This is a genomic window from Bradyrhizobium sp. MI1.4 (assembly GCF_055811315.1).
Window position 1 is genome coordinate 268,943 of sequence record NZ_JBVVPP010000002.1, and the last position, 12,854, is coordinate 281,796.

The 12,854-nt window shown below is 64.6% G+C and carries 14 protein-coding genes; 9 read left to right on the forward strand and 5 right to left on the reverse strand.

Going from position 1 to position 12,854, the window contains the following annotated elements; genetic code table 11:
- Nucleotides 1-29: 29 nt before the first annotated feature.
- The 7 genes from AC0L23_RS03585 to AC0L23_RS03615 all read left to right on the forward strand — a co-directional run bounded on the left by AC0L23_RS03585 (nt 30) and on the right by AC0L23_RS03615 (nt 6,842).
- A complete protein-coding gene (locus tag AC0L23_RS03585) occupies nt 30-569 on the forward strand; it encodes an HD domain-containing protein (protein ID WP_026232787.1) in 540 nt (179 codons plus the stop codon).
- Nucleotides 570-606: 37 nt separating this feature from the next.
- Nucleotides 607-2,322, forward strand: a complete 1,716-nt coding sequence (ureC, locus tag AC0L23_RS03590) for an urease subunit alpha (protein ID WP_085351739.1) — start codon at nt 607-609, stop codon at nt 2,320-2,322.
- Nucleotides 2,323-2,464: 142 nt separating this feature from the next.
- Nucleotides 2,465-2,764 carry a putative quinol monooxygenase gene (locus tag AC0L23_RS03595; RefSeq protein WP_007599815.1) on the forward strand — a complete coding sequence of 100 codons (300 nt, stop codon included), beginning with the start codon at nt 2,465-2,467 and terminating at the stop codon, nt 2,762-2,764.
- Between the two features lie 14 nt (nt 2,765-2,778).
- Nucleotides 2,779-3,396, forward strand: a complete 618-nt coding sequence (locus AC0L23_RS03600; RefSeq protein ID WP_018454664.1) for an urease accessory protein UreE — start codon at nt 2,779-2,781, stop codon at nt 3,394-3,396.
- Nucleotides 3,377-4,105, forward strand: a complete 729-nt coding sequence (locus tag AC0L23_RS03605; RefSeq protein WP_018454663.1) for an urease accessory protein UreF — start codon at nt 3,377-3,379, stop codon at nt 4,103-4,105. Before AC0L23_RS03600 ends, AC0L23_RS03605 begins: the two co-directional genes overlap by 20 nt.
- Nucleotides 4,106-4,263: 158 nt before the next feature.
- Entirely contained in the window at nt 4,264-4,887 is a 624-nt protein-coding gene (ureG, locus tag AC0L23_RS03610) for an urease accessory protein UreG (RefSeq protein WP_026232785.1), read from the forward strand.
- A 296-nt stretch (nt 4,888-5,183) separates the two neighbouring features.
- The gene (locus tag AC0L23_RS03615; RefSeq protein WP_018454661.1) at nt 5,184-6,842 is read left to right on the forward strand and encodes a CHASE domain-containing protein; all 1,659 of its coding nucleotides are present in this window, start codon (nt 5,184-5,186) and stop codon (nt 6,840-6,842) included.
- Between the two features lie 7 nt (nt 6,843-6,849).
- Here AC0L23_RS03615 and AC0L23_RS03620 read toward each other — a convergent pair whose 3' ends face one another.
- The 5 genes from AC0L23_RS03620 to AC0L23_RS03640 form a co-directional block, all read right to left on the reverse strand.
- Entirely contained in the window at nt 6,850-7,479 is a 630-nt protein-coding gene (locus AC0L23_RS03620; protein ID WP_026232784.1) for a TetR/AcrR family transcriptional regulator, read from the reverse strand.
- 67 nt (nt 7,480-7,546) lie between these two features.
- On the reverse strand, nt 7,547-8,689 hold the full coding sequence (locus AC0L23_RS03625) for an OpgC domain-containing protein (RefSeq protein ID WP_085351740.1): 1,143 nt from the start codon (nt 8,687-8,689) through the stop codon (nt 7,547-7,549).
- A gap of 176 nt (nt 8,690-8,865) precedes the next feature.
- Entirely contained in the window at nt 8,866-9,321 is a 456-nt protein-coding gene (locus tag AC0L23_RS03630) for a hypothetical protein (RefSeq protein ID WP_085361619.1), read from the reverse strand.
- 76 nt (nt 9,322-9,397) lie between these two features.
- Complete coding sequence (locus AC0L23_RS03635) at nt 9,398-9,769, reverse strand: ElaB/YgaM/YqjD family protein (RefSeq protein WP_085351839.1); 372 nt, start codon at nt 9,767-9,769, stop codon at nt 9,398-9,400.
- 78 nt (nt 9,770-9,847) lie between these two features.
- Nucleotides 9,848-10,960, reverse strand: coding sequence for an AI-2E family transporter (locus tag AC0L23_RS03640; protein WP_026232782.1), 1,113 nt, complete (start codon nt 10,958-10,960; stop codon nt 9,848-9,850).
- A 210-nt stretch (nt 10,961-11,170) separates the two neighbouring features.
- Here AC0L23_RS03640 and AC0L23_RS03645 point away from each other — a divergent pair, with 210 nt between their 5' ends.
- Both AC0L23_RS03645 and AC0L23_RS03650 read left to right on the forward strand, forming a co-directional pair.
- The gene (locus AC0L23_RS03645; protein ID WP_085351741.1) at nt 11,171-12,004 is read left to right on the forward strand and encodes a L,D-transpeptidase; all 834 of its coding nucleotides are present in this window, start codon (nt 11,171-11,173) and stop codon (nt 12,002-12,004) included.
- Nucleotides 12,005-12,021: 17 nt separating this feature from the next.
- Entirely contained in the window at nt 12,022-12,675 is a 654-nt protein-coding gene (locus AC0L23_RS03650; protein WP_085351742.1) for a DUF2865 domain-containing protein, read from the forward strand.
- Nucleotides 12,676-12,854: the final 179 nt, after the last annotated feature.

The following is a 12,854-nucleotide window of genomic DNA, read 5'->3' on the forward strand; positions in this document are numbered from 1 at the left end:
TGGTTGAGGCGAAAACGGAGGACTTTGCCATGCTGTCACCTGTCCGCCTCGTCTCCGAAGCCGCCGAACTCGCCGCGCGCCGTCACAACGGCATGGCGCGCAAGGGCCGCGGTCATGAGCCTTACATCAACCACCTCGCCGAGGTCGCGAACCTGCTTGCGACCGCGACCGACGGCGCCGACGCCGAACTGGTTGCAGCCGGCTGGCTGCATGATGCGATCGAGGACACCGACACCACGCGCGAGGAGCTCGCGCAAAAATTCTCCGACCGTGTCGCGTCGCTTGTCGACGAGTGCACCGACGATATGAGCCTGTCGAAGCCGGAGCGGCGGCGGCGTCAGGTGCTCGACGCACCGAAAAAATCGGCTGGCGCCAGGCTGATCAAGATCGCCGACAAGATCAGCAATATCGGCGCGCGCGTACATTCGGATCCGACGGCCGAGGAACGTGACGATCTCGTCGATTATACCGACTGGGCCGAACAGGTTGTCGCTGGTTGCCGCGGCGGTAACTCTTGGCTCGATACGACCTTCGACGACATGGTGCTCACAGCGAGAACCTCTCTGTGAGCACCGATCCAGAATTCAAACGCAAACGGGGCTTGTGATGTCCGTCAAAATAAAGCGTTCCGTCTATGCCGACATGTTCGGCCCGACCACCGGCGACAAGGTGCGGCTGGCCGACACGGATCTCATCATCGAGGTCGAGAAGGACTTCACCAGCTACGGCGAGGAAGTGAAGTTCGGCGGCGGCAAGGTGATCCGCGACGGCATGGGCCAGTCGCAGGTCACCAACAAGCAGGGCGCGGCCGACACAGTCATCACTAATGCGCTGATCGTCGATCACTGGGGCATCGTGAAGGCCGACGTCGCGATCAAGGACGGCATGATCGCCGGCATCGGCAAGGCCGGCAATCCCGACATCCAGCCCGGTGTCACCATCATCATCGGCCCCGGCACGGACGTGATCGCGGGTGAAGGCAAGATCCTCACCGCGGGCGGCTTCGACAGCCACATCCATTTCATCTGTCCGCAGCAGATCGAGCACGCGCTGATGTCGGGCGTCACCTCGATGCTAGGGGGCGGCACCGGCCCCTCGCACGGCACGTTCGCCACCACCTGCACGCCGGGGCCGTGGCACATGGGGCGGATGATCCAATCGTTCGACGCATTCCCGGTCAATCTCGGCGTCTCCGGCAAGGGCAACGCCTCGCGGCCCGCCGCGCTGGTCGAGATGATCAAGGCCGGCGCCTGTGCGCTGAAGCTGCACGAAGACTGGGGCACCACGCCTGCCGCGATCGACAATTGCCTGTCGGTCGCCGACGACTACGACATCCAGGTGATGATCCACACCGACACGCTCAACGAATCCGGCTTCGTCGAGGATACGATCAAGGCGTTCAAAGGCCGCACCATCCACGCCTTCCACACCGAGGGCGCCGGCGGCGGTCACGCCCCCGATATCATCAAGGTCGCAGGGCTGAAGAACGTGCTGCCGTCCTCGACCAACCCGACGCGGCCCTTCACGCGCAACACCATCGACGAGCATCTGGACATGCTGATGGTGTGCCACCACCTCGATCCCTCGATCGCGGAAGACCTGGCGTTCGCCGAAAGCCGCATTCGCAAGGAGACCATCGCGGCCGAGGACATCCTGCATGATCTCGGCGCGCTCTCGATGATCTCCTCGGACTCCCAGGCCATGGGCCGCCTCGGCGAGGTCATCATCCGGACCTGGCAGACCGCCGACAAGATGAAGAAGCAGCGCGGTTCGCTGCCGCAGGACAAAGGCAAGGACAACGACAATTTCCGCGTCAAGCGCTACATCGCCAAATACACGATCAATCCCGCGATCGCCCATGGCGTTTCGAAGCTGATCGGCTCGGTGGAGAAGGGCAAGCTCGCCGATCTCGTGCTGTGGTCGCCGGCCTTCTTCGGCGTCAAGCCGGATTGCGTCGTCAAGGGCGGCATGATCGTCGCCGCTCCCATGGGCGATCCCAACGCCTCGATCCCGACCCCGCAGCCGGTGCATTATCAGCCGATGTTCGGCGCCTTCGGCAAGGCGCGCACCGCGTCCTCGGTGGTGTTCACCTCGAAGGCCGCCATCACCGGCGGCCTCGCGCGTAAGCTCGGCATCGACAAGAAGCTCTATGCGGTCCAGAACACCCGCGGAAAAATCTCGAAGAAAAGCATGATCCACAACGACGCCACGCCCAATATCGAGGTCGATCCTGAGACCTATGAGGTCCGCGCCGACGGCGAGCTTTTGACCTGCGCCCCCGCCGAGGTGCTGCCGATGGCGCAGCGATATTTCATGTACTGAAATAGCGCCTCAACGCATGTCCCAGGACCATGTCCTGGTCGCATATCCGGGAGCGGCTTTTCCGGGTTTTGCGTTCGATCCCGCCTGGTCTAAGGTCCCGCCCGGTATCTGAAGCCCAGAAGAAAAGCCGGGAGGATTTCTCGTGATCTACGTCGTCGCCACCTTGACCATCAAGCCTGAAACGCGCGCCGAATTCATTGCAGCCGCCACCGCCTGCATCAAGGAGACGCGGAAAGAGCCCGGCAATATCGCCTATGATCTGCATGAGAGCGTCACCGATCCCGCCAAGATGGTGTTCGTCGAGCAGTGGGAGAATGCCGAGGCGCTGGTGCCGCATCGCGCCATGGAGCACATGAAGACGTTCGGCCGCGTCGCGGTGAAGTGTTTTACGGCGCCGCCGAAGATCGAAGTGATCACGCCCGAGAAGGTCGAGACACGGTAACGGGGTAAACGCGCATGATCCGGGCGACGCAGGTCAGGGGACAACACCGCTTCGCGGAAGCGCCGGCGGATACGGTCGTGCTCGATTTCGACGATCGACACCGCCGCCGCATGGCAATGACGGGGACGCGGGGACTCGAGTTCCTGCTCGACCTGGAGAATGCCGTCGCACTGCGCGGCGGCGATGCGCTGGTGTTGGAGGACGGCCGGCTGGTCGAGGTGGTCGCTGCGCCCGAGCCGCTGCTCGAGATCCGCGGCCACGATCCGCACCACCTTATTCGTGTCGGCTGGCATCTCGGCAATCGCCATCTGCCGACGCAGATCATGGCCAAGAGCCTGCGCATCCGCCGCGACCACGTCATCGAAGCCATGGTGAAGGGCCTCGGCGCGCGCGTGATCGAGATCGAGGCGCCGTTCGATCCCGAAGGCGGCGCCTATGCGGATGCCGGACATGCGCATGGACACGACGACCACGCGCATCACGATCACGGCCACGATGATCATCACGGTCATGATCACCATCATGATCATGCCGCACATGGCGACGGTCACGATCACCATCACCACCACGACGAGCATTGCGATCACCCCGACCATCACCACGGCCACAAGCATGCTCATGACCACAAATGAGCCGGTCGCGGCCCGCGACCTCGCGGAGTGCGAGGCGGCGGCGCTGTACCGGTTGATGACCTGGCTGTCGCCGGCGTTTCCCGTCGGGGGCTTTTCCTACTCCAGCGGCATCGAATGGGCGGTCGAAGCCGGTGACATCAACGACACCGCGTCGCTGGCGGACTGGCTCGATGCGATGCTTCGCGATGGCTCTGGCTTCTGCGATGCGACGTTTCTGGTCCACGCCTATCGCGCCACTGAAGCGGGCGAGGGCGACACCTTGGGCGATATCGCCGAGCTCGCCGCGGCCTTCGTGCCGTCGCGCGAGCGGCAGCTGGAGACGACATCGCAGGGCCGTGCCTTCATCGACATCGCCCGCGCCGCGTGGGATGCAGACGGGCTGGATGCGATGGTTGCGGCATGCCGTACGCCACTGGTCTATCCCGTTGCCGTTGGCGTGGTCGCTGCGATGCACGGCGTGCCGCTGGCGCCGACGCTGCACGCCTTCCTGCATGCGCTGGTCTCGAACTGGATTTCCGCGGCCAGCCGGCTCATTCCGCTCGGCCAGACCGACAGCCAGCGCGTGCTGGTGAGGCTGGAAGCCGCGGTTGCCGCGACGGCGAATCGTGCGCTGAATGCGACATTGGACGATGTCGGCGGCGCGACGTTCCGCGCCGACCTCGCCAGCGTGCGGCACGAGACGCAATATACGCGGCTGTTCAGATCTTGAGCGGGTTCGTCGCTTTCACTGTCGTCCTGGCGAAAGCCAGGACCCATAACCACGGGTGCGCGTGGTTATGCACAGATGTGGCTGCAGCGTGCCGTGACAATCGGATTCAGTGGTAACGGGTCCTGGCTTTAGCCAGGACGACGATAGGAAAAAAAGCAATGGCTACATCTCACGGCCCCTTGCGTGTCGGCATCGGCGGTCCGGTCGGATCGGGCAAGACTGCGCTGATGGACCTGCTCTGCAAGACCATGCGCGAGCGCTACGACATCGCCGCGATCACCAACGACATCTACACCAAATGGGATGCGGAATTCCTGGTACGCTCGGGCTCGCTGACGCCGGATCGCATTGCCGGGGTCGAGACCGGCGGCTGCCCGCACACCGCGATCCGCGAGGACGCCTCGATGAATCTCGCCGCGGTGGCGGATATGCGCGCCAAGTTTCCCGGACTCGATCTCGTGCTGATCGAATCCGGCGGTGATAACCTCGCTGCCACTTTTTCCCCGGAGCTCGCCGATCTCACCATTTACGTCATCGACGTGGCGGCCGGCGACAAGATCCCGTCCAAGGGCGGCCCCGGCATCACCCGGTCCGACCTCCTTGTCATCAACAAGATCGACTTGGCGCCCCATGTCGGCGCCTCCCTGGAAAAGATGGAGACGGACGCCAGGCGGATGCGCGGCGAGCGGCCGTTCGTCATGACCAACCTGAAAAAAAGCCAGGGGCTGGACCGCATCATCGGCTTCATTGAGGCCAAAGGCGGCTTGAAACGGGCCGGCTGACCGGCGCGACGACCTAACGCAGGCGTTTCCCCCGTTAACACCGTGGGCAGAGCCGTGTCCGCGGAACAAATTTCGGTCACGGCAATTGATTACCTCCGGTGCCCGGAGCAAATCCAACTCGGCCGGACCATCGGCGGGCCGATTTAAGCTTCTCAGGCGACCAAGTTGCGTACCGATGCCTCCTCCTTCATTATCTCGGCGATTGGGGTTCACCCTGTTTCGGCACGTGCCCGTTCGAGCGGCGTCCATATGCTCCGTATTTATTGCCGACCTCCTGCTTTCGCCTGAGTAGTCGCGTGGTCCGGCTGGGTTTCATCATCGGCTTCATTGCTCTTCTCGGGGCCTTGCTCTCCGGGCTTGCGGCTTATCGCGTCCACGACCAGGAGCTGGCGCTGGACCGGATCGCGCTGGCGCGCGCGATCGATGTCCATGCGAGCCTGGTCCAGGACCGGCTCACCGAGCGCGAACTGCTCGCGCGGGTTGCCTCCGGCCTGTTCCGGGCGCCGTCGGTGCTCAAGCCCAACATGCTCGAGCCGCTGCGCTCGGCCATCTACGCCTTCAAGACCGATTTCGTGGTGGCGGGCTGGGTCGCCCGCCTGAAGCCGAACGAGCTTGCCGCAGCACAAGCCGCGATCGCGAGCGCCGGCTTCCCCAATCCGCGAATCCGCAGCTATGAGGACAAGCCGATCGATCCGGCAGGTGTCACCCAGCCGATCGATGTGCTGATGGATCTCGAGCCGCGCAGCAACGAGACCAAGGGGCTGCCCGGCCGCAGTTACGACCAGGATCAGGTGCGCGGCGCCATGCTGGCGCGCGCCAGAGTGGAGAAGAGGTCGGTTGCCTCAGAACCGGTTGCCCTCCTGCGTGGCGACGGGTCGATCGGCATCATTGTGGCGGCTCCCGTCATCCCCGAGGGCGCGACGGAGCCGGCGGGCTTCATCACATTTTCCTATGAGCTCTCTTCCCTGATGCTGACCAACGACGACATGTCGTTGTTCGCGGTTGCGCTGAAGGATCCGCGCCGGGAGGGTGGCGAGTTGGTCGCCAACGATCAAGGCGTGGTCTCGGCCCGCCCGACAGCGGCCGATGGGCCGGCGCCGTCGGCGACGCGCACGGTGAGCTTCGGTGGTCGCGACTGGCAGCTCGGCTATTACGCCAAGACCAATTCGGCGCGCCGCGCCGAGCAGACTGCGATCATCGTGGCGGCGATCGGCCTTGCGATCACCGCGATGGTGTGCGGCCTGTTCGGCTATGTCGCCTACAACAATTTGCGGCTCAGCCGGGAAATCCAGGTCAGAATCGGCTTCGAGCGCCGGCTGACGGCTGTCATCGACGAGCTCAACCATCGGGTCAAAAACATCCTGGCGGTGATCCAGTCGATCGTGACCCGCACGCTGCGCCATGGCTCCGACATCGATGTCGCGCGCGAGCTCCTGATCGGCCGCATCCACGCCATGTCCAACGTCGTCTCGCTGCTCAGCGAGAGCCAGTGGCAGGGTGTCAAGCTGAAGGGCCTGTTCGAGGCGCGCGCCATCCCGCATGCCGACCGCATTGCCGTCACCGGTCCTGATATCGCAGTCAGCGCGCGCGCGGCGCAGAGTCTGTCGCTGCTGTTCTTCGAGCTCGCCTCGCACTCCGACGAGGGCCTGTCGCTTGTCGGCAAGCATCCGCACATCACTGCCAATTGGACGGTGACGAACGAGGGGTCCGGCGAGGTCTTCTATTTCCGCTGGGAGGAGTTCAACACCAGCGAAGCGACGCGCCGCCCCGATTCCGACTTCGGCCTGATCCTGCTCGACCGCGTCGCGCCCGAGGCGCTCGGCGGCACCGCCAAGCGCTATTTCACCGACGTCTCCTATGTCTACGAGCTGACCGCGCCGATGGAGACGGTCGAGGACATGACCGAGCGCGACCGCACCGACAAGCTGTCAGCACCGATCCGGCCTGCGCGGTAATTCGAGGCTAGCTCTTCGGCCGCAGCACGAGGTCAACCAGGGTCCGCGCGTAGGCCGGCGTGATCGGCGCGATGCCGAAGACGTAGCGGTAGAACAGGCTGCCATAGATCGCGTCGTAGAGATCCTGGGGCGGTGCTTCCGCCAGAATGCTGCCGTCGTTCTGGCCCGCGGCGATCATCTCGATCAGCGCGTCGCGGCGGAATTGCAGGTAGCGGGCGTAGAACAGCTCCGCCGAGCCGGTCTTGGAGATGCATTCGGAGATGACGGCGAGCTGGACCTTGCCGAACTCGCCCTGGAGGGCTTCGGCATAGGCGGCGGCATGGCGGCGTGCGCGCGCGGCGGGGCTGCCCGAGCTTGCATGCGGCAGCGGCAGCATCTGCGCGGCATGGTGAAGAAAGGCGTCGATCAGCAAGGCTTCGCGCGACGGCCACCATTTGTAGATCGTCATCTTGGAGACGCTGGAGTGGCGCGCGATCGCGTCAATGGTGGTGGCGGCAAGGCCGGTAGTGGCCATCAGCGCATAGGCGCTTTGGAGAATGGCGTTGGTGGTCTCGATCGACCTTGGCCGGCCGCGCCGGGGCGCGCCGTCGGCTCCCTCATCCCCGCCATTCGCCATCACCACGCCCGGCCTCCCCATGCAATCCGCTGCCGCTCCGCATAGCCCAGCCGTAATGGCCGGCCTAGGGGAATCGGAAGGTGCCGGGTTAGGCCTGTTGCCGCAAGGCCGCGGGCAGGTCCTGCCGCTTCGACCAGGCGATGTAATATGCGACCGCGGCCATCGCCGCGAAGCCGGCCAGGCTCACGGCAATCTGCATCACCACCAAATTGGCGCCGGTGATCAGGATGAGATGGCCGGCAAACGACAGGAACACGCCGACGCAGAACACCGCGAGCCATTCCTCGCCGCATCTGATCACCGCCTGAAGCGGCTTCAGTCGCAGGCCGGGATGATCGGCCGGGACGAAATATGTCGCGAGGAAAGCGAGCGCGAGGAAGTGGACCACGCGATAGGGGGCGAGGTCTTCCTTGTCGGTCGGCGTGATGGTGTTGAGCACGATATCCGGCAAATAGGCCGCTAGCGTCGGCGAGTGTCGCATCAGCGTGATTGCCATCGCGAATACGAGATAGGCGCCTGCGAGCACGCGCAGCCAGGACAGGCCATGCAGCGCGCGGCCCGACGTGCCGGTCACGGCAAACCAGCCGCCCAGCACCATCAGCATCTGCCAGCAGAACGGGTTGAAGGTCCACTCCTGGTCCGGATAAACCCGGAAATTCCAGCCGAACCAGCGCGCCGCAACGTACAGCGCGACCGACGCCGCCAGCGTCAGGTTCGGACGCCGCAACAGCCCCCACAGCGCGAGTGGAAGGAGGGCCATCAGCGGGATCATCAGCTGAAGAAGATCGAGGTTCAGCGGCTCTTCCTGAAGCACCAGTCCGCGTATCAGGATCCGCAGCGGATGCTCGATGATGCCCGAGATGTTGTATTCGTTGATGATCTCGGGCGCCATCGATTGCGAGGCGACATAGGCGATGGCGTCGATGTAGATCACGAACAGGACGACATAGGCGGCGTAGAGCCGCCACATGCGCTGGAAGATGCGCGTCGCCGCGACGACGTAGCCGCGCTCCAGGGCGATCTTGCCGTGAATGATGGCCATGCCATAGCCGGCCACGAACACGAACAAGTCTGCGGCGCCGCTGAAGCCGAAATTGCGCAGCGTCAGCAAATTGACGACGTTGTTCGGGATGTGGTCGACGAAAACCGACCAGTTGGCGATACCGAGCGTCAAATAGAGCCGGGGGTCGTGTTGAAATGCGGCGAGGTTCGCCTGGACGGACGGTTTCATCGAAAAAATGGCTTTTGGAATCAGGGGCGCTGCTTTTAGCGGCAACCGCCTGCCTATCCGAGTAGCGTTTGCGTGATGGCGCAGGCAAACGGCGCGAAATTGGCGCGGGGCCGCCGGTGCCGATTGGATAGGCGCGTTCGCGGGACCCGTGACGAAATTTTCTAACCCGGTAGCTGCTACTCGGCAGGCTCAGCCGAGGCCTCGTCGGGTGCGCCGGCGCGGCTCGCCATGAGTCCGAGGGCGACGCCGCCGATCGCCAGGATCGGCAACAGCCGCTTGATCCCGATGGCGCGAACGATCTGGAGACCGGTGGCGAGCAGCATGGGGTCCGCGAGCATGCTCGAGGCCGCCGATTTCGTGGCGCGCTCGGCCGCGATATGAGCTTGCTTGCGCAGCTGCCGTTTGTAGACCCAATAGCTCACCGCCGCGGTGAGGGTCAGCAGAAAGAAAATGCCCGCACCGGCGAGGCAGGCCTGCACCGGACCATATTTGTTGAGCACCGAAATGAATGCCGCCGCGCACAGGAAGCACGTGGTGATGAAGAGTGCGAACGCCGCGCCTGCTGCCAGCGAGGTCAGCCGCACAGTGGTGCCGGTGGATGCGCTGATCCCGTCGATGATGCGCTGAAACATGGTCTTGCTCCTCAGATCCCCACAAGCCGGCACCGGCGGCGCCGCTGCGCCACCGTCTCGATACCCGTTCGCGATCTCAGCGACGCCAGACCGCGCCGATCAGGAAGCCGATGCCGAGCGCAAGCCCGACGGTCGCGAGCGGCCGCTGCGTGATCGCGTCCTCCAGCGTCTCCTCGATCGAGCCGTAGGCCTCCTGTGCCGCGCCCATCATCGCGCTGCCGCGTTCCGACATGTCGTCGATCGCGGAATCCACGTTTTCGCGCGCTTGGCTATAGCCGCGGCGGGCTTGCTTGCTGGAGGAGTTGGCAAAAGTATTGAGCGCGTCGGTGATCTGATCAGTGAGGGCGGCGATATCGCTTTTCACGGCTGCTACATCCTTCTCGAGGCGTTCTCTGGTGGTTTTGTCGGTCCAGTCTCTCATCCCGGCTTCGGCATTGGTGGTGGACATCAGGGGCTCCGGGCTGTTGACGGTTGAGACAGCCGGGAAACGTTTCGTCGTGGTGTAAGTTCCGTTCACGGAAACCGGTCAGTCCTGCGGGAGCTGCGGCGAATCCTCAGGCAACAGATGCTCCTTCAGGATCAGGGCGACGATCAGCAGCGGCGACGACAGGAACGCGCCCATCGGGCCCCACAGCCAGGTCCAGAACGCCAGCGCCAGCAGCACCGCGAGCGCATTGAGCGCCAGCCGCCGGCCGATGATGGTCGGCGTGACGAAATGTCCCTCCAGGAAGGTGATGCCGCCAAAGGCGAGCGCCGCCATCAGGCCGCCGCTGACGGTCGGGAAGGTGACCAGCCCCACCACGACCAGAATGGCGAACATGGCCACCGGTCCGATGATCGGAATGAAATTGAGGGTGGCCGCCAGCGCGCCGAGGCCAGCCGGATTGGGCATTCCGGTGAGGGCGCAGACGATTCCGGCGGCGACGCCGACGCCGACGTTGATCAGGGTCACAGTCAAAAGGTAGTTGCCGAGATGGACCTCGATCTCGTTGAGGATGCGAAGCGTGCGCAGCCGTGCGTCGTGATCGCTGAAGGTCATGATCATTGCCCGTCGCAGGTCGCGCCAGCTGGCGATGAACAGGATCAGGGTGACGAAGAACAGCAGGAATTCGGTAAAGGTCGGTGACAGGAATTCAATCGTTGGCTGCACCCACTCGAATTTCGGCATCTGGAAGCTTGGCAATCCCTCCGAGCCGCCGAGCATCGTCTGCAGCTCTCGCCACAGCGCCAGCGGCCGGTCGAACACGTGGACCTTGTCTTTCAACTGCGCGCCGAGTTCGGGCAGGCGCGAGCTCCATTCCATCGCCGGCGAGGCGATCAGCGCGACGATGAAGCCGACCACGGCGGTCACCGCGAACACGATCAAGACGGCGGCAAGCCCGCGCGGCACTTTCCGGTACTCCAGAAAGGTCGCTGCCGGCGAGAGCATCGTGCCGGTGACGAACGCCATCACGACAGGCAAAAAGAACGCCTTTCCGACATAGAGCACCGCGACGATTGCGATGAGGAGCAGTCCGGCGAGCGAGAAGGCGACGAGTTCGGTGCGGCGGATCACCGGCGGGAGTTCGCCGTGGCTCTCGGGAAGCGGAGTGCCTTCGCCATTGCCGGGAGTCATACGTTCACTGGGAAGGACGCGCACAATACCTCTCCGGCACGGAGACTTCAGTCCTCGCGCCCATGACCAGGGGAGAACGTCCTCGCGCCCTGCGGGTTCCATCGCGGCTTCGCGAAGAAGCGCTCGCTTGACTGTGACGTCGCTGCTGCATCCCGCCGCGGAACTTGTAGCGGTTGGACCGCGTTGAACAAACCAGCGCATCACCCTGATGCAGGCATCCACACGGGGCAGCACATGACGAAGTTCTCTGCAGTCCGACGCCGCTTATCGCAGCGCCGCATCACCGCTTTTGCCTTTGCAACCGCTTTGCTGGCAGTGCCGTTCGGCGCCGCAAGCGCACAGACGCTGGGCTACACCTATCCGCAAGATCAGGCTTACCCGCAGGACCAGGGCTATTCGCAGGGTTATGCGAGCCCAAGCTATGCGAACCAGGGCTATGCGAACCAAGGCTATGCGAACCAAGGCTATGCAAGTCAGAACGCGCAAGCGCCCGACGAGGATGCCGCGCTGCCAGATCGCCTGCGCAGGCAGATTGTCAGCTTCGACCGCAGCGAGCCGGCCGGCACCATCGTCATCGATACCAACAATACTTACCTTTACTATGTGCTCGGCCAGGGCCGCGCGATCCGTTATGGCGTCGGCGTCGGCCGCGAGGGCTTCACCTGGTCGGGCGTGCAGAGCGTCAGCCGCAAGGCGGAGTGGCCGGACTGGCATCCGCCGGCTGAGATGATCGCGCGCCAACCCTATCTGCCCCGCTTCGTCGCTGGTGGCCCCGGCAATCCGCTCGGCGCGCGTGCGATGTATCTCGGGTCGAGCGAATACCGCATCCATGGCACCAACGATCCCACCACGATCGGGAAGTTCGTTTCGTCCGGTTGCATCCGCATGACCAATGAGGATGTCACCGACCTGTTCGGCCGTGTCAATGTCGGCGCCAAGGTGGTCGTGCTACCGAAGAACGCGCCGCTGATGGCGAAAGGCAGTGATTCCGTGCGCAAGCGCCCAGCCGTGACCGCGCTGCCCTCAGGCCGGCAGGCGCTGAACATTTCGAATTCGGCCGTGAACTAAGGGTCGAGTGAGGTCACATGAAGAGACGTTCGATCGGCAAACTCGCCGGGGGCGCGGCGGCGTTCGTCGCCATTGCCTCCTTCGGCCTCGCGCTGACGCCATCCGCCCATGCGGAGGACTTTTTCTCGGCGCTGTTCGGCGGCTTCCGCGGACGGCCGGCGCCCGAGATTCGCATGCCTTTCCAGACCGATGACACGCCGCGCTACGACCCGCCGCGCCAGCGGGCCTCCTACGGTGGCGGCACGGCCTATTGCGTGCGCGGCTGCGACGGACGTTATTTCCCGGCGCAGGGAAACGATTCCGAGAGCAAGGCGCAATCCTGCAAGAGCTTCTGCCCGGCCTCGGAGACCTCGCTGGTCTATGGCGGCAACATCGACGACGCGACGACGGATAAGGGGAAATCCTATTCCGACCTGCCTAACGCGTTCCGCTATCGCAATGAGATTGTCGCAGGCTGTACCTGCAACGGCAAGGATCCGGTCGGGCTCGCTCAGGTCAAGGTCGACGACGATCCCACCTTGCGCAAGGGCGACATCGTCGCGGGCGCGGACGGCCTGGTGGTCGCCAGCCGCAATGCCAACGACCGCCGCGGCGTCGCGATGAATTTCTCGCCGCTGCCCGAGTCGATTCGCGCAAGATTCCGCCAGGTGCCGGTGGTGGCGAAGGAATAGGCCTCAACGTCGGGGGGGGGGGGGGGCGGGCGGCCCCCCCCGGGGGGGGGGTTGGGGCCCCGGGGGGGGGGGGGGGGGGGGGGGGGGGGGGGGGCCGGGGGGGGGGGGGGGGGGGCGGGGGGGCGGGGGGGGGCGGGCGGGGGGGGGGGGGGGGGGGGGGGGGGGGGGGGGGGGGGGGG